This is a genomic window from Marinifilum flexuosum (assembly GCF_003610555.1).
Taxonomy (GTDB): domain Bacteria; phylum Bacteroidota; class Bacteroidia; order Bacteroidales; family Marinifilaceae; genus Marinifilum; species Marinifilum flexuosum.
Genome location: NZ_RAPQ01000008.1, coordinates 1484823 through 1508013, shown reverse-complemented (window position 1 = coordinate 1508013; position 23191 = coordinate 1484823). Strand labels below are relative to the sequence as shown.

At 35.4% G+C, this 23191-nt stretch carries 14 protein-coding genes; 5 read left to right on the top strand and 9 right to left on the bottom strand.

The window, feature by feature from the left end:
* The first annotated feature begins 74 nt into the window (after window positions 1–74).
* A complete protein-coding gene (locus tag BXY64_RS06185; RefSeq protein WP_147375920.1) occupies window positions 75–794 on the top strand; it encodes a hypothetical protein in 720 nt (239 codons plus the stop codon).
* A gap of 216 nt (window positions 795–1010) precedes the next feature.
* Here BXY64_RS06185 and BXY64_RS06180 read toward each other — a convergent pair whose 3' ends face one another.
* The 4 genes from BXY64_RS06180 to BXY64_RS06165 form a co-directional block, all read right to left on the bottom strand.
* A complete protein-coding gene (locus tag BXY64_RS06180) occupies window positions 1011–2621 on the bottom strand; it encodes a SusD/RagB family nutrient-binding outer membrane lipoprotein (protein ID WP_120239033.1) in 1611 nt (536 codons plus the stop codon).
* A gap of 19 nt (window positions 2622–2640) precedes the next feature.
* Window positions 2641–5886 (bottom strand): SusC/RagA family TonB-linked outer membrane protein, encoded by a 3246-nt coding sequence (locus tag BXY64_RS06175; protein WP_120239032.1) that lies wholly within the window; start codon window positions 5884–5886, stop codon window positions 2641–2643.
* Window positions 5887–6349: 463 nt separating this feature from the next.
* On the bottom strand, window positions 6350–7717 hold the full coding sequence (locus BXY64_RS06170; protein WP_120239031.1) for a RagB/SusD family nutrient uptake outer membrane protein: 1368 nt from the start codon (window positions 7715–7717) through the stop codon (window positions 6350–6352).
* Between the two features lie 6 nt (window positions 7718–7723).
* Complete coding sequence (locus tag BXY64_RS06165; RefSeq protein ID WP_120239030.1) at window positions 7724–10786, bottom strand: SusC/RagA family TonB-linked outer membrane protein; 3063 nt, start codon at window positions 10784–10786, stop codon at window positions 7724–7726.
* 372 nt (window positions 10787–11158) lie between these two features.
* Here BXY64_RS06165 and BXY64_RS06160 point away from each other — a divergent pair, with 372 nt between their 5' ends.
* The 3 genes from BXY64_RS06160 to BXY64_RS06150 all read left to right on the top strand — a co-directional run bounded on the left by BXY64_RS06160 (window position 11159) and on the right by BXY64_RS06150 (window position 13944).
* Entirely contained in the window at window positions 11159–12622 is a 1464-nt protein-coding gene (locus tag BXY64_RS06160) for an aminoacyl-histidine dipeptidase (RefSeq protein WP_120239029.1), read from the top strand.
* A 204-nt stretch (window positions 12623–12826) separates the two neighbouring features.
* Window positions 12827–13606 carry an HD domain-containing protein gene (locus BXY64_RS06155; RefSeq protein ID WP_170150587.1) on the top strand — a complete coding sequence of 260 codons (780 nt, stop codon included), beginning with the start codon at window positions 12827–12829 and terminating at the stop codon, window positions 13604–13606.
* A gap of 113 nt (window positions 13607–13719) precedes the next feature.
* A complete protein-coding gene (locus tag BXY64_RS06150; RefSeq protein ID WP_120239027.1) occupies window positions 13720–13944 on the top strand; it encodes a (2Fe-2S)-binding protein in 225 nt (74 codons plus the stop codon).
* Window positions 13945–14365: 421 nt separating this feature from the next.
* Here the strand turns inward: BXY64_RS06150 and BXY64_RS06145 are convergent, their stop codons facing one another.
* From BXY64_RS06145 to mce, 5 genes are all read right to left on the bottom strand, one after another.
* Window positions 14366–16000: a sodium ion-translocating decarboxylase subunit beta gene (locus BXY64_RS06145; RefSeq protein WP_245996605.1), complete on the bottom strand. Its 1635-nt coding sequence runs from the start codon at window positions 15998–16000 to the stop codon at window positions 14366–14368.
* A gap of 33 nt (window positions 16001–16033) precedes the next feature.
* Window positions 16034–16456, bottom strand: coding sequence for a biotin/lipoyl-containing protein (locus BXY64_RS06140; RefSeq protein ID WP_110361928.1), 423 nt, complete (start codon window positions 16454–16456; stop codon window positions 16034–16036).
* Window positions 16457–16460: 4 nt separating this feature from the next.
* The gene (locus BXY64_RS06135; RefSeq protein ID WP_245996603.1) at window positions 16461–16811 is read right to left on the bottom strand and encodes an OadG family transporter subunit; all 351 of its coding nucleotides are present in this window, start codon (window positions 16809–16811) and stop codon (window positions 16461–16463) included.
* Between the two features lie 11 nt (window positions 16812–16822).
* Entirely contained in the window at window positions 16823–18379 is a 1557-nt protein-coding gene (locus BXY64_RS06130) for an acyl-CoA carboxylase subunit beta (RefSeq protein WP_120239026.1), read from the bottom strand.
* A gap of 122 nt (window positions 18380–18501) precedes the next feature.
* On the bottom strand, window positions 18502–18906 hold the full coding sequence (gene mce / locus BXY64_RS06125; protein ID WP_110361930.1) for a methylmalonyl-CoA epimerase: 405 nt from the start codon (window positions 18904–18906) through the stop codon (window positions 18502–18504).
* A gap of 512 nt (window positions 18907–19418) precedes the next feature.
* Here mce and purL point away from each other — a divergent pair.
* Window positions 19419–23108 (top strand): phosphoribosylformylglycinamidine synthase, encoded by a 3690-nt coding sequence (gene purL / locus BXY64_RS06120; RefSeq protein WP_120239025.1) that lies wholly within the window; start codon window positions 19419–19421, stop codon window positions 23106–23108.
* The last annotated feature ends 83 nt before the right edge of the window (window positions 23109–23191 follow it).

Genomic DNA, 23191 nt, shown 5'->3' with positions numbered 1-23191 from the left:
ATTACACAAACATAGAATAGATATTATTGATATAATTTGTTTAAATTTACTATTGCAAACAAAATCATGTCGATATGAAAAAATATTTTATTCTAATAGTATTTGTTTTTTGCATGTTCACAACTGCAATGTGCCAAAAAGAGTCCATAAGGCTCTACGATAATCTTAATCTATACGCACCCTCACTGGTCAACTTATACAACCAGGTAAAAACATCCAAAACGATGGATGCGAATCAGTATGAATCCATCGATGGAAGCCCATACCTTAACAAACAATTTGAAAAGGGATTTGTAATAAGTAAGGATAGCCTACTTTATACGGGTCTAATTCTTAGGTATAATAATTACCAGGACATTATTGAGTTTCAAAAAGATGACATTTCATATGAACTCTCGAATCAATTTCCTCTATTGTATGTAAAAATAAATGATCGAATTTACGAAAGGTTAAAATTCAAATCAAAGGAAGGTGATAAACTGGGTTATTTTCAGATTATATCCGATGGAAAAGTTACTCTTTACAGTAAGAAAAAAGTAAATTTTGTGGAAGCCAAACCTGCACATGGATATGTTGAATATAAGCCTGCAAAATTTAAAGCAGAACCAATTTCTTATTACTTAAAGAAAGAAGGAAGTTATACCGCTAATTTAATCAAAAATAAAAAGGATATAGTTTCTTTATTATCGGATAAAAAAGTGGAAGTTTTAACATTCATTAATGAAAACAAATTAAAAACATCAAAAGGAGAAGACATTTCCAGAATAATTGATTATTACAACAAGTTAAATTAAAAAATAATACTTTAATCTAGTATACCAATAGGATGTCTGAAAAGGACATCCTATTTTTTTTATCAATCATTAACTCTTGAATAAAACTTCTAATTAGTAAAGAATAGATCTATTATTGATTGTTGCCATACATCAATTAGTTCTGCTCAATAAAAAACAAAAAAGAGAGATTACCTGTCGATAACCTCTCTTATAATATGTTAATCTGCTAAAATTCTAGTTTACATCCCAGAATAGTTTTGTTGATTTCAAATCTCCACCAATAGCAGATGCTGCAGCATCATACTGAGCTCCATTCAAAGTAGCTTCTTCGATAGGATATATAAACCTTACTGGAATATCACCTAAAGTTAAACCTTCAGGTGCCTGGAAAATTCCTGTAAAATCTAACAGTCTCCATGTGGTCCATCCTTCAAAAGGAATATTGTACATTGCAATCCACTTTTGCGTACCAATTTTTTGCTTCCAGTCACCTGCAGCAGTTGCATATGCAACATCAGGTTCCAATAAGTAAGCATCTACATAAATATTGCCTATTCCGAATTCATCCATAGAAGCTCTAATACCAGCCTCATAGTGTGACTCTTCAGTTCCACCAACACTATAACCTCTTGCTGCCGCCTCAGCCAATAGGAATTCTACTTCTGCATATGATAATAAGGTTCCTTGTAAATCAGGCTCTTTGAAAAAGTCACCAATTTGAGAGAATCCAGATGCTGCATTCGCCGATCCATAAACACCTCCTGTAAAATAACCAAATTCATAATCATCTGCTGCTAAAACAGTATATGGTAAATTCACACTTACTAATGAATCCATTCCATCAACATCTTCAAAAACTAACAATAAAGATCCACTTCCTTCAATTTCAGTATCAATATTATCCCCATTATCATCTTTATCATACTCAAATTCCTGTTGAGTAAAATATTTTAACATACGAGGATCTGAATAACCATTCATAACACCAGTTAACACATTGGATGGCACAAAATCATTACGACCACTTTGAACCAAGTCAACCCATAATGGATGAGTATTTGGTGAGGAATTGGTATAGGCAATACTAAAGTTTTCACTATTCGAGCTAATAACATTGGCAGCTGCTTCTTCAGCCATTGTTTGAGCAGTAGAAGCATTAACGTCTGCTAATCTCATTGCCAAACGAAGTTTTAATGAATTTGCCATTTTATACCACATTGCCATATCTCCTTCATAAATTGGATCTTGGTTAGCAAAACCAACTTCTGATTGAGTAATAGCAGAAATAGCAGTATTTAAATTCCCAATAATTGTTGAATATACAGTAGCTGCATCATCATATGACGGAGAAACGTTATTAACATCTAAAGCCTCTGTAAATGGCACATTGCCAAAAATATCAACCAATGTTGCATAAGCAAAAGTCTCTACAATAGTAATAACAGCTAATTTGTTATTCTTAATTGCTTCCTCTGATGCTGTTACAGTTTCTTGTTGTGAAATTATTTCTCTTGCTCCCGTAATATCCTTTAATGTATTGCGATAAAGAGTTCGCCACATATTATCAGGGATATTTCTGGTTACTTGATTATACTGACTTTCATCAGGGTAAGTAGTTTGAGCCCAATATTGAGAGTAAAGTCTAAACACATTACTATTCACATTCGTCCCTAAAAGTAAATCAAACATATCTCTTGCTCCATTGGTGAACAATGGTTCTCCAGGAACCTCAGAAGGATTTTTAGAGTCGATGTTTATTTTTTCAAGCTCGTCGTCAAGGTTTGAACACCCAACCATCGCAACGGCAAGAAACAAAATACTTAATTTATATATATATTTTTTCATTTCTTTCTATAATTATCAATTAAAAATCAACCTTTACATTAAATCCCCAGCTTCTTACCGTTGGATAAGATCCTGACAAATAACCTTGAGCCAAACCAGAAGATAATCCTGATTCAGGATCAGCGTAAGGTACGTTCTTATGAATAATCCATAAGTTTCTTCCAACTAGAGAAAGAGATACATTTTGAGCAAATCCACTTATCAAATTCTTAGGTAGATTATAAGTTAAAGCCAATTCTCTTAACTTAACAAAAGACGCATCATAAACAGTTAGAGCACCAGGGTTTCTTGAAGAATTACCCCAATAATAAGCTCCACCATAATAATCAGCTCTAGCTCTTGTTGTATTTGGAGATCCATCTTCGGTAACACCTACATTAAGAATACCTCCACCTTCTGATACAGGATCTCTCTTAGGATTACCCAATTCATTAAGTCCGGCGGTATGCTTCAAAACACCAGTACCTTGACCATAATGCATATCCAGTGAATATACATCTCCTCCTTTTTGAATGTCAATCAAGAAGTTTAAAGTAAGCCCCTTATAACTAAAAGTATTAGAAATACCTCCAGTCCAATCTGGATTTTGATCACCAATTATTTGATCTGATTGAGAAATATAATAACCAGAGGAATTAACAACTTTGTTTCCATTATCATCAAATAGGAATCCTGTACCTCGAATTGTTCCCAAAGGTTGTCCTTTGGTTGCGTTGATAGAGATACCACCTTGATAAGAGTTGATCACAATATTTTCTACATCATTGTAAAGATCTAATACCTTGTTACGGTTTCTTGCCCAGTTTACATTGATATCCCATGAGAAAGCTTCAGTTTTAATAGGGTTACCGTACAATGCAACCTCAATACCGTTATTTTCAACTGTAGCAGCATTTACCCAGTTAAACGAATAACCTGTAGCTTTCGAAACCTCAACCGGAATCAACATATCTTCAGTTTCCTTGGTATAGTAAGAAACGTCAATACCTGCACGGTTATTAAACATCTTCGTTTCCAAACCAACTTCAAATTCTTTTGTATATTCTGGCTTCAGTTCAATGTTATTTTTAGTGTTAGGATATGAGAACAAGGTATATTTTCCGAAATTATCATTCTTCACATAAGTATCATACACGTTTAATGGACTTGTATCGTTACCTACTGTCGCATAACTCATTCTTAATTTACCCAAGTTCAACCAAGGTAATTCAGTGTGAGTTGAGAACAAATAACTTGCTGCAATTGAGTAGTAGTTATAAGTATTTTCATCTTTTGGCAGTGCCGATGACTTGTCTATACGATCAGTTAAATCAAGATATAAAATATCTTTATACGAGAATGTAGCTTGAGCATACATACCATAAACACGTTTCTCTTCAAGAGTTTCAATCGGTGCTGAAGGTGTATTTACCGAATTGCTTAATGAATATAGATTAGGAACTACAAGACCACCCAAAGTAGAAGCCTGGTATCTATCTGTAGATTCGTCACGAATACTAATACCTACCACTCCAGCTAAAGTAATATCATCACTAAGAGAAGTATTATAATTTGCCATAAAATCGTAGTTAACCTCGGTAAAACCAATTTCATATCTTTGGTAACCCGATTTCTCGTCAGTTCTTAACACACCAAAAGGAGCTGCTACAGAACCAACCGCACGACGTTCTTCACGAAGCGAAGTATAATGGTCTAGAGAAACACGACCTGTGATATCTAACCAATCAAATGCATCAAATGTAAAGAATGCATTCCCGTATATACGATCACGCGAGTCAGTCTGGTAATTCTCAAATCTTGTCCAATAAGGATTATCCCAATACAAAGGATTTAAAACACCATCTCCAGTTGATTCCTGATGATTCCAAGAGTAATTCTTTTTAGTTTGCTTATAAATATCCTCTTGAGCTTTTACATCAACATTAACCTGCCACCACTGACGCATTTGTGACATTAAGTTATCAGAATAACCCGTTGAGTTACGACCTTTAGTGTCCTGCAGTGAAACATTGGCAGAAACACCTACTTTTAATTTTGGATTAATGTTATAATCACCATTAAATGAAACAGTATTACGGTTCAGTTTAGAGTTAGGAAGAATACCGTTGGTATGGAAGTTTGTATAACTTAAACGGAAAGTACCATCTTCATTACCTCCTGTCAATTCTACATTGTTTGTATAACCAACTTCTGTTTCGAAAAAGTCAACAGGAGTATTAGCAGCAGCCTTATATTCATAAGCTTTACCAAAATTAGCCGACTCAGGTACAAACGAATCCCAATGATAAACTTGTTGACCACTGAATTTTGCTCCATAAGATGCATCATCATAGGTAGGCACTACTAGATCATCAGTTCCATCTCCATTAACGTCAAGATCTTCAAAATAACCTGTAGAACCATAATAAGGTCCATATCCAGCACCATACTCATCCTGATACTCAGCAAATGTTTCCTTATCAATTTTACCAATTGTAATACCAGAATTAATACTGATACTTAAACCTTTTTTCTTTTTACCTTTTTTAGTGGTAATCATTACAACACCATTGGCACCACGAGAACCATAAATAGCTGTTGCTGCCGCACCTTTAAGTACACTCATGTTTGCGATATCGTCGGGATTGATATCGGAAAGAGCGTTACCGTAGTCATAACCCGTACTACCACCTCTTTGAGCTGCTGAGTTAAAGGTAGAACCAGAAATAGGTACACCATCAACAACAAATAAAGGTTGGTTACCACCGAAAATTGATGAGTTACCACGGATCACCATGTTTGTTGATCCACCAAAGTTGTTTGACTGTCTGATTTGAACTCCAGCAACCTTACCAGATAGGGAATTGACAAGATTTTGCTGTTTTACCTTTGATACTTCGTCACCACCAAGATCGGTTACAGAATATCCTAAAGCTTTTTTCTCTCTAGTAATACCCAGAGCGGTAACAACTACCTCATCTACTCCTATAGATTCGGTTTGAAGAACAACATCGATTACAGTTTTATCTCCAACTGTAATTTCTTGAGTAATCATACCGACGAAGCTAAACATTAAAATGTCATTAGGGGAAGCTTCTATGGTATACTTACCATCAATATCGGTACTTGAACCAACAGTAGTACCTTTAATAACAACAGATACCCCAGGCATGCCCAGACCATCCTCAGCATTTGTTACCGTACCGGTAACCTGCTTGCTTTGCGCATTTACTATTTGTAATCCCATTAATACGAGACATACAAATAGTCCAATCATTTTTTTCATAAAAAAACTTTTTAGTTAGTAATTAAGTAAAGATGCAAAATGGTTAATGGTAATTCTTGAGGATAAAAATAGCACTTTAAATGGTTTTAACAAATTTTAACAATTCATAACAGCGTTTCTCTCAATCGTTTACGTAGATTATTGTTGAGCATTATGATTGTCATATTATTATTGCTACAATTTAAGATCCAATATAAAACATGAATATTGTCAAGCTATAAGTTCCTATATATCTACCTTTAACACTTAATTAAAACTGACATTTGTCATACTTTCAATTTAATAATAAAACAATATCATGACATTTGTCATCTTTTATTATAATCACTGAAAAAGTTATAATTTTCTTTTCTTAGTATTCAATAATAAATTTTTCACAACAAGTTCCTGTTTTCAGAATCAAACAAAAAAAAAGCTGCCTCAAAAAGAGACAGCTTAATTTGCTTGAACTAGATATTAAATTCTAGTATCCAGTATTTTGAACCATATTAGAGTTCGCGTCAACCTCAGCTTGAGGAATTGGCCATGACAATCTATAATCACCATAAGGAATAGTAGCTGCAAAATTTTGCTGTAAAGATATTTTCTCAATATTTTTACCAAATCTTACAAGATCCTCAAAACGATGTCCTTCAAAGATAAATTCTTTTCTTCTTTCATTTAAGATATCATCTTTTGTAACTGAAGTATAAGGACTGATTCCACGATTCTCAGTAATCAGATTAATTTGTGTAAGAGCATCGCCTCCTGTTTCAAATAATGCTTCAGCATAATTCAAGATCACTTCTTCATAACGAATTACGATTACATTATCTTCTCCCTTATTATTAGGATATTTACCAATATTTCTAAGCATAGTACCTTCCCAACCAAGAATACCAGCTCTTACATCACCATCTTCATACAAATCTTCAACTTCATCAATTACCTGAACATCACCGTAACTACCACCTTCAGTAGTTCTGTAAATGTAAGCTAAACCATTAATACCCTGATTATCTGAAGAGTTAAATGCCAATTCAAAAATTGAATTAGAAGATTGATCTGAAGTCCAATGCTTCACATAGTCACTTGCAGCAATAATAGAGTAATTTCCCGAACCTATAACTGCCTCACAAGCAGAGATAGCGTCTGTCCACATACCAAAATATACAGCAACTCTAGATTCAATTGCTTTCGCAGCAAATTTTGTAAGAAATTCAGAAGATGTATTATATGACTCATCCATTAAGCTAAAAGCCATATCCAAATCACTCATTATTTTTGTTTTACAGTCTTCTACAGTGTTACGAGCAGGAATTAAATTTTCACCTTTAAATTCAGTAACATAAGGAATACCTAAAGTACCGCCAGTATGCTGCTGTCCATATTGCTTTAATAAATCAAAATGAACTAATGCTCGTAACGCGTAAGCTTGTCCTTGAAGATGCTTAATATAAGCCTCTTCTCCTTCTAACTCGGCAGGGTTTTGACTGATTATAATATTTGCACCTGCAATCGCTTCATAAGCCTCATCCCAGAAATATCCAGTATTCGCATTATATGAGAATCCTGCTTGAGTAGTAAATCGACCTGAATTCCCGTTTGAAAAACAGTTATCTGATCTAACTTCGTTATTAATAATATAATCCCTACCATAGTATCCATTATCAGTCAAAATACTATAAGATCCTTTAATAATAGCGTATAAGTTGTCTGCAGAAGTAATCCCACCATTCACATCTTTATTTTGCTCTAAAGATGGATCTAGATCACCAGTTGAACACGCATTTATTGTGAAGAACAGCACAATAAACATTGCTATTCTTGATAATATATTTAATTTTTTCATACTTCCTTAAAATTTCAAATTAACACCAAAAATAAATGATTTTGCCGGAGGAGTTGTCAATCCTGTAAATCCATCTGTATCAACTTCTGGATCATACTCCAAATTGTCATCTTTTACCCAAGTTAACAAGTTTGTTCCTCTAACATATACTCTTAAACCTCCAATGCCCATAGCATCAGTAATGTTCTTATTGAAATCATAACCAACAGATAAATCCTTTAAACGAATATAATCTCCATCATATAAGAATTTAGAATGTCTTTGCCAAGGTCTAGCAGTATATTCCATCTTACCATATCTTGTTCCTGTATCACCAGGTTTTTGCCATCTGTCTAACAATTTATCAACACCTTGGTAGAATTGTAGAGAAAATCTATCAGTACCGTTAGTATAACGATGCCACTCTTCATAAACTTTATGACCACCTGCAAAATATGCACTTGCATCCAAGAAGAAACCTTTGTAATCTACATGTAAGTTTAAACCTGCTGTTACTTCAGGAATTGCACTACCACCTTGCCATACTTGATTTGCTGCATTAAAGTTTGAAGTAGTTTCACTTCCTTCTCCATCAACAAACCACAATTCATTTCCAGTATCTGGATCAACACCTGCCCAAGTTGGCATGTACCAACCGTACACAGGATGCCCTGTTGCTACTCTAGTTGTATTATCTGTAATATTTCTTTCTACTCCATTATTATCTACAGCCAACTCTGTCACCTTATTTTTGGTCGTTCCTACGTTAAGACCAAGAGATACATTTAAGTCATTTGAACGAACAATATCTGCATTTAACTCAAATTCCCATCCCTTATTTTCCATTTTACCAATATTTCTGGTTTGAGACGTAAATCCTGTAGTTAGAGAAAGAGGTTCATTTAATAGCATATCTGTTGTTTCACGGAAATAATAACCCACCGAACCAGAAATTCTATTATTGAATAAGCCAAAATCAAGTCCTAAATCAAGAGAGTAAGAAGTTTCCCAAGTTAAATCCTGATTACCAAAAGTCCCAGCATAAGATGCACCTTCCCCTGTATAATCAGCATCAAAATTTAATAATTCCTGATATTGATTTAAATTAATATTGGCATTACCTGTTTTACCATAAGAAGCTCTTAATTTCAACATATCAATTTGGTCAATATTAGCCATAAAATCCTCACGGTTAATATTCCAAGCACCACCAACTGCCCAGAAATTACCCCAGCGGTTATCAGCAGAGAATCTAGAGCTACCTTCACGACGATATGTTACATCTGCTACATACTTACCATTAAAGGAATAGTGAATCATCCCTAAGTATGAAGCTACAGACCAATCTGTAAACCAAGAATTTGCAGTTGTAGGATTACCCGCTGAATTCAAGTTTGTTAAACCTACATCAGAAAAATTATCTGCTTCAGCAGCCAAGAAATAAAGTCTATTCTTTTGAAACTCCTGAACCACTTTAAAATCGAAATCATGTCCACCATCTAATGCCAATGTATAATCTAACATATTCTGGAATACATAATTTGCGCGATTTCTATTAGTTTGATATCCATAACCTCTTGTTGCTCCATCACCATCACCAGAAACTGGGTTATCATAGGTTTTGTAGTGATATACCTGATAATCAATATTCATTCTAGTTGTGAATGTTAGATTTTCAATAGGAGTCTTCCAAGTTAATGAGTTATTGGTAAGAATTCTTGTTAATTTATTTTCATCAATATCCTGCTCTGCAATGTACAATGGATTAGGTAGGTCTGTATTTAAGTTAGGCGTACCATCTTCATTGTAAGCTTGTGTAATTGAAGGCATAAAGAATTTAGCTGATCGAGGAGAAGAAAAATAAGCACTACCCTCTAACAAACCATCCTGATATGAATGAGATCCTGTATTCTTCGTTGAGAACTTAAAATTAGGAGATAAATCAACATCTAAATTTACAGTACCAGAAATTCTCTCATATTCAGCACCAATAACTGTAGCTTCTTGCTTTAAATAACCTCCAGAAATGTAATAACTAATACCATCTTTACCACCTGTAGCAGATAAGTTATACTCCTGCATTGGAGCATTTTTATTGGTAATTAAGTCAGCCCAATCAGTTTCAGGTCTGCCAGCAGCATTCCAATTTGCATAATCACTCCAAAAGTAGCCTGTATTATTATTATAAAACTCTCTAGCGCCATCTTGATCACTAAAACCATAATCACCTCCAAAAGAGTTGATTAAAGACTCCAAAAACAATTCTTCTCTTTCAGCACCAGTTAAAACTCCAGGACCATCAACAGCATCATTTGACACACCATAGGTAGCACTAAAATTGATATTAGCTTTACCTGATTTTCCTGATTTTGTTGTAATAACAACAACACCATTTGCTCCACGAGCACCATAAGCTGCAGTAGCAGATGCATCCTTCAAAATAGAAATAGATTCAATATCATTACTATTTAGAGTTGCCAACATTGAAAGAGAAGATGTAGCAGAACTTGTTGAAACATTTCCATCCACCATAGGCACACCATCAATTACATAAAGTGGATTATTACCTGCTGTAATAGAACTTCTACCACGAATACGAATTTTTTGCGCTGAACCAGGTGTTCCTGACGCACCAGAAACAGCTACACCAGCTACTCTACCTTGAAGCGCTTGATCGACACTGACAACAGGCATATCGGCAAGATCTTCACCTTTCACCTGCACTGTAGAACCAGTTACCTCACTTTTTCTGTGAGCTGTATAACCTGTTACAATAACTTCATCAACACCAATTGATTCAGATTCTAACACAACGTTTATTACGGTTTGATCACCAACTGTAATCTCTTGTGTTACCGTCCCAACAAAACTAAACATTAAAACATCCGATGCTTGGGCTTCTAACGAATATTTTCCATCAATATCAGTACTAGCACCAATCGTAGTACCTTTAATAACAACAGACACACCTGGCATACCCATGCCATCCTCGGCACTTGTTACGGTACCAGAAATCTGCTTACTTTGCGCATTTACTATTTGTGAACCTATAAGAAATAGACACACAAATAGTCCAATCATTTTTTTCATAAAAAAACTTTTTTAGTTAGTAATTAAGTAAAGATTCTAATATGGTTAATGGTAATTTTAGATCATAAATATAATAGAATTATCTCTTTTAACAAATTTTAACATACCCTCACAGGTCAACAAACATATGACTTTTATCATGTTTATTGAGTTTTTAAATAAAACACATTCCTGAATATAACATTACAAACACTATAATTTCCTCACAATCAACTCTAATTTCACTTTTTACATTAGATTAAACTTATTTTTCTTTTTTTTGTACAAAAGGCAAAAAAAAAATTAAACACTAAAAAAAGATCTTTATTGAGGTAACATTTGAGAGCACATTACAATTACTTATTCTTACATTTGAAAAAAATTTAAACAACAATGGAAAATATATTAAACAAATTAGAACCAAAGGAAGTTTGGAAACACTTTGAAGACATTTGTCAGGTTCCTCGTCCATCTAAAAAGGAAGAAAAGATAATTGAGTTTCTAATTGAGTTTGGAAAGAAGAACAGTTTAGAAACAAAAAGAGATGAGATTGGCAATGTATTAATTAAGAAACCAGCTACTCCTGGCAAAGAAAACCTCAAAACAGTGGTTTTGCAATCACATATGGATATGGTTTGTGAGAAAAACAATGATACTGTTCACAATTTTGACACAGATCCAATAATTCCATGGATTGATAATGGCTGGGTAAAAGCAAAAGGAACTACTCTTGGTGCCGATGATGGCATTGGTATGGCTGCGGAAATGGCTCTTCTTACATCTAATAATATTGAACATGGTCCTATAGAATGCCTTTTTACTGTAGATGAAGAAACAGGTTTATCAGGTGCTTTTGCTCTACAACCAGGCTTCTTCGATGGGAAAATCTTATTGAATTTGGACTCAGAAGACGAAGGTGAGATTTTTATTGGATGTGCCGGAGGAATTGACACTTTAGCCAATATGGAATATCAGAAAGAGGAGATTCCTAATGGACATTTTACCCTTAGAATTGATGTTAAGGGATTGCTTGGTGGGCATTCAGGAGATGAAATCAACAAAGGACGAGGAAATTCGAATAAAATACTAAATAGATTTTTATGGCAAATCAATAAGAAATACCATATTCGAATTAACGAATTTAATGGTGGTAACCTAAGAAATGCAATTCCTCGTGAAGCATATGCTATAATTACCATACCTTCGGAGTTTAAGGAAAATGTAAGAGCAGACTTGAATATTTACGCTGCAGAAATGGAGCATGTTTGGGAAATTTACGAGCCGAAACTTAAGATCACATTAGAGTCAGTTGAAAAACCAGAATTTGTTATTGATATCAATACTAGTAATAATTTAATGGATGCTATTTACGCTTGTCCTCACGGAGTTTTCACTATGAGCTCAAGAATGCCAGGTATGGTAGAAACATCAACCAATTTGGCTTCTGTTAAATTTACTGATGACAACAAAATCCAAATCACAACTTCGCAACGTAGCGATGTGGACAGCGAAAAGTACAACATTGCTCAAATGGTCGGAAGTTCATTAACATTGGCCGGAGCTCAAATTGAACATACTGATGGTTATCCTGGATGGGCACCAAACCCTAATTCTGAAATTTTAACTGTTGCAGTAGATTCTTACAAAAAACTTTTTGGAAAAGAGCCTGTAGTAAGATCTATTCATGCTGGTTTAGAATGTGGTTTATTCCTGGAAAAATATCCAGAAATGGATATGATTTCATTTGGACCTACTTTAAGAGATGTCCATTCTCCTGATGAAAGAATTAATATTGAAACGGTAGAGAAATTCTGGCAACATTTGGTGGATATCATTCAGAGTATGCCTACAAATTAAAAAACGATAATTCAGATAATGCGATCAATAATTGGTCGCATTTTTTCTATCTCCAATCTTGAAAATTTAAGTATTAAACCAATGGATTTAGCCCCTTGTCATGAATCATGAACATTGGTCAAATCCTTATCAATTCTATTGTACAAATTCTTTCCGCTTTTATAGAAAAGATGTAGTTTTGCGTGCTATTTTAACACACACATCTTGAATCAAGAAATTTACCAAAATATAGAATCCTGGTTTGAAACATACTCAAACAGTTTTTCAAGCGAGAATGAAGAAATTCAATTGAATTTTGACCTTAAAAGAAATCATTCTTTTAATACGGTTGAGATCATTACAGAACTTTCATCAGAATGTGAATTAAATGATGAGCAGTTATTAACTTCTAAAACAATTGCTCTCCTGCATGATGTTGGAAGATTCGAGCAATTATTGAAACACGAAACTTTCTCGGATAACGAACAGGATAACCATATCGATTTAGGTATCGATGTTTTAAAATCGGAAAATGTACTTGGAAAACTCGAAGAAGATACCGTACAAATTATTTTCGAATGCATTCGCTATCATGATATCGATAACTTACCTAAATCCGTAAACGAAAACGCTTTAACATTTCTTAAACTACTTAGAGATGCTGATAGAATAGACATCCTAAACATTCTTTCGAAGTACTATACCGAATATAAGCCTGGCGCTAATAAAAGATTAGAAATGGAGCTGGCAGATAAACCTGAAATCTCAAAAATGGTTTATAAATCGGTTATGGACGAAAAGGTTGTTAGCAAAAAGGATGTTCTTACACTTAATGAACAAAAGCTTCATCAAATGTCATGGGTTTACGATTTAAACTTAAAAAAAAGCTTTAAAGTGATAAGCGAAAAGAACTATCTGAAAAAAATCTATGAGTCACTGCCTAAGAAAGATGAAGTTATAGATATGTACAGACAAATGAAAATTTACCTGGAAAACAACTTATAATCAATCTACTATATTTTTATTTAGATTTATTTTAAATTAATTACTTTATTTCTCTGTTTTAAATCGAAGAATATATATATTTACATCAGGTTTATATATAATTTGAGATTAACATGAGAGACATAGTTTGCAACTGTCAAATGGTAGACAGAAACACAATAGATAAAGCAATTCACGATAAAAATGCCACTACAATAGAAGAAATCAGACGATACACAGGAGCTAATACGGGATGTGGAAAGTGTATGTCGTACATTAATAGCATTTTAGATGTAGAAGTTCCTAAAATCGTTAAAAAGGAAGAAAGCACACAAAGTAGTAGATTTAAACTATGGTAATATAAAGCTTCGAAAATCGAAGCTTTTTTTATTTCTACTAATTCATAAAAAACAGAAACAGGAGAAACGAAAAAACAATATCCTTCTCGCCTCTCCCATTAAAACCATTTTTACATCTGATATAATTAGTTGTTATAAATATATAACATCCCATCAATATAAAAAAATCAGATATTTGAAAAGGTCAAAGCACTTGAAAGCCCTGCAATGCTCACTTATTGTTCTAATAGATAAGTTCCAAACCCGAAAGTAAGGCCCTTGGTAAGATGAATAGGTTCCCGGACCTATGAGAAGCGCTCTTATCCCAATGGGAGGTGTTCCAAACACGATGAAAATCGTTACATATCTGATAAGAACCATAAAAAAAAAGGACTGTCGATAACTCAACAGCCCTTTTGATATATAAACTATAGATATTTGGCTACATTAAGAAGCTCAATAAGATACCAGCACCTACTGCCGAACCAATTACCCCAGATACGTTAGGAGCCATTGCATGCATTAATAAGTGATTAGATGGATCGTTCTGTAATCCCATATTCTGAACTACACGAGCACTATCTGGCACAGCTGATACACCTGCAGCACCAATCATTGGATTGATTGGACGATCTTTTGGAGACAACCAGTTCATGATTTTAGCGAAAATTACACCACCCGCAGTTGCTACGATAAACGAAGCTGCACCAAGACCGAAGATCATGATTGAGTCAGCAGTTAAGAACACGTCAGCCTGAGTAGAAGCACCAACAGTAACACCTAACAAGATTGTAATGGTGTTAATCAATGCATTACTTGCAGTATCTGCCAAACGGTTCGTAACAGTTGATTCTTTCAACAAGTTACCAAAGAACAACATACCCAATAGAGGTAGAGCCGTTGGTGAAATGTATGCAGTTAGCAACAAACCTACGATAGGGAAAATAATCTTCTCAAGACGAGTTACCGCACGAGGTGGCTTCATCTTAATCTTTCTTTCCTTCTTAGTTGTAAGCAAGTTAATGATTGGAGGCTGAATCACAGGAACTAATGCCATGTATGAATAAGCTGCAATCGCAATAGGACCAATCAAGTTCTTCACAGTCTCACCATTGGCCATTACGTTCATACCGTTCGCCAATTTCGATGAAAGGAAGATAGCTGTTGGACCATCAGCACCACCAATGATACCAATTGCACCCGCTTCCGGTGGAGCAAATCCTAACCAAAGAGCACCTAGGAAAGTAGCAAAAATACCAACCTGAGCAGCCGCTCCCAATACCATTAATCTTGGATTCGAGATCAATGATGAGAAATCGGTCATTGCACCAATTCCCAAGAAAATCAAAGGTGGATACCATCCATTCACAACCCCGGAATATAGAATATTCATTACTGAACCTGGCTCGTAGATACCCAACTTCAAGTTGAAGTCAACCGCCTGGAACATTGGAATATTACCAATAATAATACCTGTACCGATAGGAATCAATAGTAATGGCTCGTAATCATATCTAATTGCTAAGAATATGAAAACCAATCCGATTAACACCATTAACAGGTTACCGCCTGTAACGTTTGCAAATCCGGTAAATTCATAAAAGTTTTTCAACCCTACTACCGCACTTGAATTGTGCTCGCTATCTAATACCGGGTTTCCAAAGTTTAGAAAGTCACCTTCAATTTTTGCATTTCGTTCAGCAATTTGAAGAACTTCTGACGTTGTTACATATGCATTTGAACCTGAGTTAGGGTCAGTATTCTTATGCAGGTGAGTAACTTTTTTAGGATTAAAAGTCATCGTTAAATTAGTACCATTTAGCACCCAATGACCAGTAAATCTCTGCTTAATAGAGTCCATTGTAAAGGTATTATCCCTCTTGAACTCGATAGTTTTGTAACGTTTTACCGTTGTTTTCGATTCACCAATAGGATTTGGAATATAACCATCAGCGTGGTTAACCCATTTTCCGCTTGTTAGTTTAGCTGTTGTATCCCCTTGATCTTGAGCAATAGAGTTTATTGCAAACCCCATTATCAAAATCATCGAGAATACCAATGTATAAAGTTTTCTCATTGTGTCAGTTCTTTGACTTTAAATTCAAAAATGTTATGCAATTTCAACAAGAACATCGTCCTGAAGTACACTTTCGCCTACTGCAACCTTAACGGCTTTAACAGTACCTCCTTTTTCAGCCATAACATTGTTTTCCATCTTCATTGCTTCCATTACCAACAAAGTATCACCTGGGTTAATGGTATCACCAACAGCAACGTTGATTTTAATAATGCTACCTGGCAGTGGAGCTTTAACAGCAGTTGCACCAGCACCACCTTTTTGAATTTTTCCTTCGCCTGGCTTATTAATAACAGGCTTACGAACTAGTGTAGGAGTTTTAGTTGCTTTTTCTTCAACATGTACATCTACATCATAGCTAGTTCCGTTCACTTCAATTTTGGCATTCGATCCTTCAAAATCCTTGATTTCTACATCGTATTCCTGCCCTCTTATCGTAAATTTGAACTTCTTCATTTTTTTATCTTGGTTGATTATTTACTCCATAAATCTTAGAACTCCACGGAGAATAATTCTTAGTAACTTTTTTAATTGTGATGATATTGCTTTCTTCATCGTGCAATTGGTTGAAGTGCATATGCAAAGCCATTGCAATAGCTGCATTCACATTTCCTTCAACTGTTAAATCATCAACTTCTGCGCAAGGTTTACCTTCTTTTACAAGCTTCTTTCTTAAATTAAGCTGTAGAAGTTTAGGCAAATTGGTGAAAACAACAACTAAAAGTACCAGTGCTACAAATACAATTGAGTACCCCACTAATGCTACTGTCCATCCTCCTTGACTTCCTATAGATAATAAATTCATCATCATAGTGCTATTTTTTACAATGGAATATTAGAATGCTTCTTAGGTGGATTCACCAACTTCTTGGTCTGTAGAGACTGGAATGCGCGAATCACACGGAAACGAGTATTTCTTGGTTCAATTACATCATCAATGTAACCGTAAGAAGCAGCATTGTAAGGATTAGCAAATGCTTCGTTGTACTCAACTTCTTTTTCTTCAATGAACTTCACTTTATCATCATCGTTCAGTTCAGCAAGCTTTCTACCGTGAAGTACTTCAATCGCTCCTTTTGCACCCATTACTGCAATTTCAGCAGTTGGCCAAGCGTAGTTCAAGTCACCACGAAGTTGCTTAGAAGACATTACATCGTGAGCACCACCGTAAGATTTTCTAAGAGTAATAGTTACTTTTGGTACCGTAGCTTCACCATAAGCGAACATTAATTTCGCACCGTGAGTAATGATACCACCGAATTCTTGTCCTGATCCAGGTAGGAATCCAGGAACATCAACCAATGTTAAAATTGGAATATTGAAACAGTCACAGAAACGGATAAATCTGGCCGCTTTTCTAGATGATTCAATATCAAGAACACCAGCAAGGAAGTTTGGCTGATTAGCAACCACACCTACTGACATTCCGCCCATACGAGTAAAACCAACGATGATATTCTTAGCATAGTGACGGTGAACTTCCAGGAATTCTGCATCGTCAGCAATTGCATAAATAACATCCTTCATATCGTAAGGCATGTTAGGATTGTCAGGAATAATTTCATTAAGAACGTCCTCCATTCTATCAATAGGGTCGTTACTCGCTACGATTGGAGCTTCTTCCAAGTTATTTGAAGGCATGTAAGATAACAACTTACGGATAATAGCAATACCTTCTTCCTCATCTTCCAACATGAAGTGAGAAACACCTGATTTAGAAGCGTGCATTTTAGCTCCACCAAGATCCTCTACAGTAATATCTTCACCTGTTACAGTTTTTACAACCTTAGGACCAGTAACGAACATATATGATTTCTCTTCAGTCATCATGATGAAGTCAGTCAAGGCTGGAGAATAAACAGCACCACCTGCACATGGACCAAAAATTGCAGAAATTTGAGGAATAACCCCAGAAGCAAGAATATTTCTTTCGAAGATTTCAGCATATCCTGCTAAAGCAGTAACACCTTCCTGAATACGAGCTCCACCTGAATCGTTCAATCCGATAACTGGTGCACCCATTTTCATTGCCATATCCATGATCTTGCAAATCTTCTGCGCAAAGGTTTCCGATAATGAACCTCCAAATACAGTAAAATCCTGAGAGAACACAAATACCAATCGTCCATCGATTGTACCCTGTCCTGTAACAACACCATCTCCTAAGAATTTGGTTTTTTCCATACCAAAGTTAGTACAACGGTGACTTACGAACATGTCGAATTCCTCAAAACTTCCTTCATCAAGAAGCATGTCGATTCTTTCGCGAGCTGTATACTTGCCTTTCTTGTGTTGAGATTCGATTCTTTTCTCACCTCCACCAAGCTTAGCCTCTGCTCTTAAATCAATTAGTTTTTTAATCTTATCCTGACTAGCCATAACTTTTATTGAGTTATTATTTTAACGTGAGTCCGACCTAAAATTCCATCCTTAGAAATTTATTTCGAGCTCACGTTAATTAGTATATTATAATTATTGAGTTTTTATGTAATTATGAGTTTTTATTTTTCACCACAAAGCTCTGTCAATACTCTCATGGTTGATTTTGGATGTAAGAATCCAATCTTTAAACCTTCAGCACCGCCACGAGGAGCTTTATCGATTACTTGGCAACCAGCTTCCTGAACATCATTCAATGCTTCTTGTACGTCTTCAACAGCAAAAGCCAAGTGGTGCATACCACCTCCTGTTTTCTCTACAAATTTTCCGATTGGTCCTTCAGGATCTGTAGACTCCAACAACTCGATCTTTACGTCTCCAACTTTAAAAAAAGCAGTCTTCACCTTCTGATCAACAACTTCTTCAATTGCGTAACACTCCAATCCCAATACTTTTTCATAAAATGGAATTGCTTCTTCTAAGCTTTTTACAGCGATACCGATATGTTCAATATGCGTTGGTTTCATACTAGTTAATTTTTAAAAATTTATTTTGGACAAAAATATCTAATCAAAAAATTTTGGTCAATGATCTTGAACATTATTAAAGTTGTTCTTCAACATATTCTTGATTTACGGCCAAAAAACCCATTTACTTGTTGAATTTCAATAAAATAACACTTTAATTCGAGTATTACGATAACGATTTCATATATTTTTTTCGAAAACCTTTGCAGAATTAAACGTCATTTTGAATTGCACTCCAAAGGAAAATGTTTTTTTCAAATTAAATGACAAAATTTTTACTATTACAAAACATATCTCTGCAGCATATTAAAGAGCTAAAACTCCAGTTCTATTTTGACAAAATATTGGGCGAGAACACCTACGATATTTATTTACTAGCTATACGGAAAATTATTCTTGATTATTCAAATAAATCAGCATATAAATAAAGACAATAATGCAAGTCTTTTATTTATATTTGCACTTTGAAACAACATTCAACCAGTTTTATAAATTTATAAGTTGACTTTAAGATGATTTTATTCTTCAAAAAAGACGAAGTACACTTTGTTGTTCAGACAACAAACCAATTGAATGGATTAGATCTTGACAAGCTATCGTGGCTGTTTGGTAATGCAGAAAAATTAGATCAAGACAGGCTTGATGGAATTTTTGTGGGTCCAAGAAAAGAAATGATTACTCCTTGGAGTACAAATGCTGTGGAAATCACTCAAAACATGGGAATTGACGGCTTGCTAAGAATAGAGCAATACATACTTGTTGATTCCGACAAAGCTGATTTTGACCCTATGCTTCAGTCGATGTATAAAGGCCTGGATCAGGAAGTTTATACCATTAACAAGCAACCAGAGCCAATTGTTTACATTGATAATATTGAAGAATACAATCAACAAGAAGGTTTAGCATTAAGTGCTGATGAAATTTCTTACTTGAATGATGTTTCAGAAAAAATTGGTAGAAAATTAACAGATTCTGAGGTATTCGGTTTTTCTCAAGTAAACTCAGAACACTGTCGCCATAAAATTTTTAATGGCACCTTTATTATAGATGGAGAAGAAAAAGAATCTTCATTATTCCAATTAATTAAAAAGACATCAAAAGAAAACCACAACAGAATTGTATCTGCATACAAAGACAATTGTGCTTTCCTTGGTGGACCTAAAGCTGAGCAATTTGCTCCTTTCTCACATGACAAAGCAGATTTTTTCTATACCAAGGATATTGAAACTGTAATCTCGCTTAAAGCAGAAACTCACAACTTCCCTACTACGGTAGAACCATTTAATGGTGCTGCAACTGGTACTGGTGGTGAGATTCGTGATAGAATTGCGGGTGGTAAAGCCTCAGTTCCAATGGCTGGAACTGCAGTTTATATGACCTCATATCCTCGTTTGGAAGCATCTCGTAACTGGGAAAATGCAACTGAAGCAAGAGAGTGGTTGTATCAAACTCCTGAAGAGATCCTTATTAAGGCATCAAATGGAGCTTCTGACTTTGGTAACAAATTCGGACAGCCTCTTATTGTTGGTTCTGTTCTTACCTTCGAACACTTCGAAAACAACAAGAAATATGGTTACGACAAAGTAATCATGCAAGCCGGTGGTATTGGATATGGTCGTTTGGAGCAAGCTCAAAAAGATGTTCCTGAAAAAGGTGATAAAGTGGTTCTTCTTGGTGGAGATAACTACCGCATCGGAATGGGTGGTGGAGCCGTTTCATCGGTTGCAACCGGAGAATTTGATAACTCCATTGAATTGAATGCCGTTCAGCGTTCGAATCCTGAAATGCAAAAACGTGTATGTAATGCAATTCGTGCAATGGCTGAGGCTGATGAGAATCCAATCATCTCTATCCACGACCATGGTGCAGGTGGACACTTGAATTGTCTTTCGGAGTTGGTTGAGGAAACCGGAGGAAAGATTGACTTGAATGCCCTTCCCGTTGGTGACCCTACCCTATCTGCAAAAGAGATTGTAGGTAACGAATCTCAGGAAAGAATGGGATTGGTAATGAAGGAAAAAGATGTTGAGCTTTTGACTAAGATTGCTGAAAGAGAGAGAGCTCCTATCTATCAGATTGGTGAAACAACTGGTGATATGAGATTTACTTTTGAAGACAAGAAAACAGGTAAAAACCCTATTGATCTTGGACTTTCTGAAATGTTTGGTAAACCTCCAAAAACAATCATGAATGACAAGACAGTTAACGAAGGGTTCGAAGCTGTTTCATATGATATTAACAAATTCGAAGAATATTTAGAGGATGTTCTTCAATTAGAAGCAGTAGCTTGTAAGGATTGGTTAACAAACAAAGTTGACCGTTCGGTAACAGGTAAAATTGCAATGCAACAATGTGCAGGTCCTTTGCAATTGCCATTGAATAACCTTGGTGCAGTTACTATCGACTTCCAGGGTAAAAAAGGGATTGCGACTTCTATTGGACACACTCCTGTAGCTGCTTTGGTTGATTCTAAAAATGGTAGCCGCTTGTCGGTAGCTGAATCATTAACCAATATGGTATGGGCTCCAATCGAGAAAGGTTTGAAAGGAATTTCACTTTCTGCAAACTGGATGTGGCCATGTAAAAACGAAGGCGAAGATGCTCGTTTGTACAATGCTGTTCAATCGATCAGTGATTTTGCAATCAATTTGGGAATCAACATTCCAACTGGCAAGGACTCACTTTCCATGACTCAAAAGTATGGACAAGATGATGTTGTATACTCTCCGGGAACTGTAATCATTTCAACTGTAGGTGAGATTATTGATATCAAAAAGATGATTTCTCCGGTAATGAAAAATGATGCAAACTCTCACTTGGTATATCTTGATTTCTCTAAAGACGATTTCCAACTGGGAGGTAGTAGTTTTGCTCAAATCGTTAACAAACTTGGCAAGCAAACTCCTGATGTTACCGATGCTGATTACTTTGTAAAAGCATTTGAAACATTACAGCAATTGATCCTTGATGGAAAAGTATTGGCTGGGCACGATATTTCTGCCGGCGGTATGATTACTGCTTTATTGGAAATGTGTTTTGCTGACAACAATTTAGGTGCGAACATCGACTTAAGCTCGATTGAAGAGAAAGATTTAATTAAAGTACTTTTCAGCGAGAATCCAGGTGTTATTTTCCAGGTTGCGGACAAGGATGCTGTTAGCAAAACTCTTGCTGATAATGGTCTTCGTTTCCACTTTATTGGTTCTCCTGCTGAAGCTGGAAAACTTTCAATTGCTAAAAATGATCAATCTTTCAATTTAGATATTGCAAGTTTACGTGACCTTTGGTTCAAGACTTCTTACTTATTGGATCGTAACCAATCAGGCAAAGATCTTGCATTGGAAAGATTCGAAAGCTATAAGAAGAATGAATTGACATACAAGTTCCCTGAGAACTTCACTGGTAAATTCACTCAATACGGTATCGATCCTAAGAGAAAAGACTTGTCAGGTGTTAAAGCTGCTATCATCCGTGAAAAGGGTGTGAATGGAGATAGAGAAATGGCTTGGATCATGCATTTGGCTGGTATGGATGTGAAAGATGTTCACATGACAGATTTGATCTCTGGCCGCGAAGATCTTAGCGATGTAAATATGATCGTATTTGTTGGTGGTTTCTCTAACTCTGACGTTTTAGGATCGGCTAAAGGTTGGGCTGGAGCATTCCTTTATAATGAAAAAGCAAAAGCTGCTCTTGACAACTTCTATAGCAGACCTAATACCTTAAGTTTGGGTGTATGTAACGGCTGTCAGTTGATCTCTGAGCTAGGATTGATCTATCCAGAGCATGAAAAGCATCCAAAACTGCTTCATAACAACTCTCACAAATTCGAATCGGGATTTGTTAGCGTTGAAGTACCAGCAAACAACTCGGTAATGCTTTCTTCTCTTGCAGGAAGTAAATTAGGAATTTGGGTTGCTCACGGTGAAGGTAAGTTCGATTTACCATACGGAGAAGAAGAGTACAACATTCCTATGAAGTATGCTTACGATCAGTATCCTGCTAATCCAAATGGTTCGCCGTTTGCAACAGCAGCAATCTCATCGAAAGATGGTCGTCATTTAGCTATGATGCCTCACTTAGAGCGTGCTACTTATCCATGGAACTGGGCATACTACGATGAAAATCGCATGGAAGATGAATTGACTCCATGGTTTGAAGCCTTCGTAAATGCTAAAAACTGGATTATTGAAAATAAATAATCTCATTTAAAATATAAAAAAGCCACTGTAATTGCAGTGGCTTTTTTTATATCCAGCAAGAAAGTGTCTCCAAATACTAATTT

Coding starts and splice junctions, on each gene's coding strand:
- purL (WP_120239025.1), top strand. CDS start 19,419: ATGATTTTATTCTTCAAAAAAGACGAAGTACACTTTGTTGTTCAGACA.
- BXY64_RS06150 (WP_120239027.1), top strand. CDS start 13,720: ATGAGAGACATAGTTTGCAACTGTCAAATGGTAGACAGAAACACAATA.
- BXY64_RS06135 (WP_245996603.1), bottom strand. CDS start 16,811: ATGATGATGAATTTATTATCTATAGGAAGTCAAGGAGGATGGACAGTA.
- BXY64_RS06130 (WP_120239026.1), bottom strand. CDS start 18,379: ATGGCTAGTCAGGATAAGATTAAAAAACTAATTGATTTAAGAGCAGAG.
- BXY64_RS06180 (WP_120239033.1), bottom strand. CDS start 2,621: ATGAAAAAATATATATATAAATTAAGTATTTTGTTTCTTGCCGTTGCG.
- mce (WP_110361930.1), bottom strand. CDS start 18,906: ATGAAACCAACGCATATTGAACATATCGGTATCGCTGTAAAAAGCTTA.
- BXY64_RS06160 (WP_120239029.1), top strand. CDS start 11,159: ATGGAAAATATATTAAACAAATTAGAACCAAAGGAAGTTTGGAAACAC.
- BXY64_RS06185 (WP_147375920.1), top strand. CDS start 75: ATGAAAAAATATTTTATTCTAATAGTATTTGTTTTTTGCATGTTCACA.
- BXY64_RS06140 (WP_110361928.1), bottom strand. CDS start 16,456: ATGAAGAAGTTCAAATTTACGATAAGAGGGCAGGAATACGATGTAGAA.
- BXY64_RS06170 (WP_120239031.1), bottom strand. CDS start 7,717: ATGAAAAAATTAAATATATTATCAAGAATAGCAATGTTTATTGTGCTG.
- BXY64_RS06165 (WP_120239030.1), bottom strand. CDS start 10,786: ATGAAAAAAATGATTGGACTATTTGTGTGTCTATTTCTTATAGGTTCA.
- BXY64_RS06145 (WP_245996605.1), bottom strand. CDS start 16,000: ATGAGAAAACTTTATACATTGGTATTCTCGATGATTTTGATAATGGGG.
- BXY64_RS06175 (WP_120239032.1), bottom strand. CDS start 5,886: ATGAAAAAAATGATTGGACTATTTGTATGTCTCGTATTAATGGGATTA.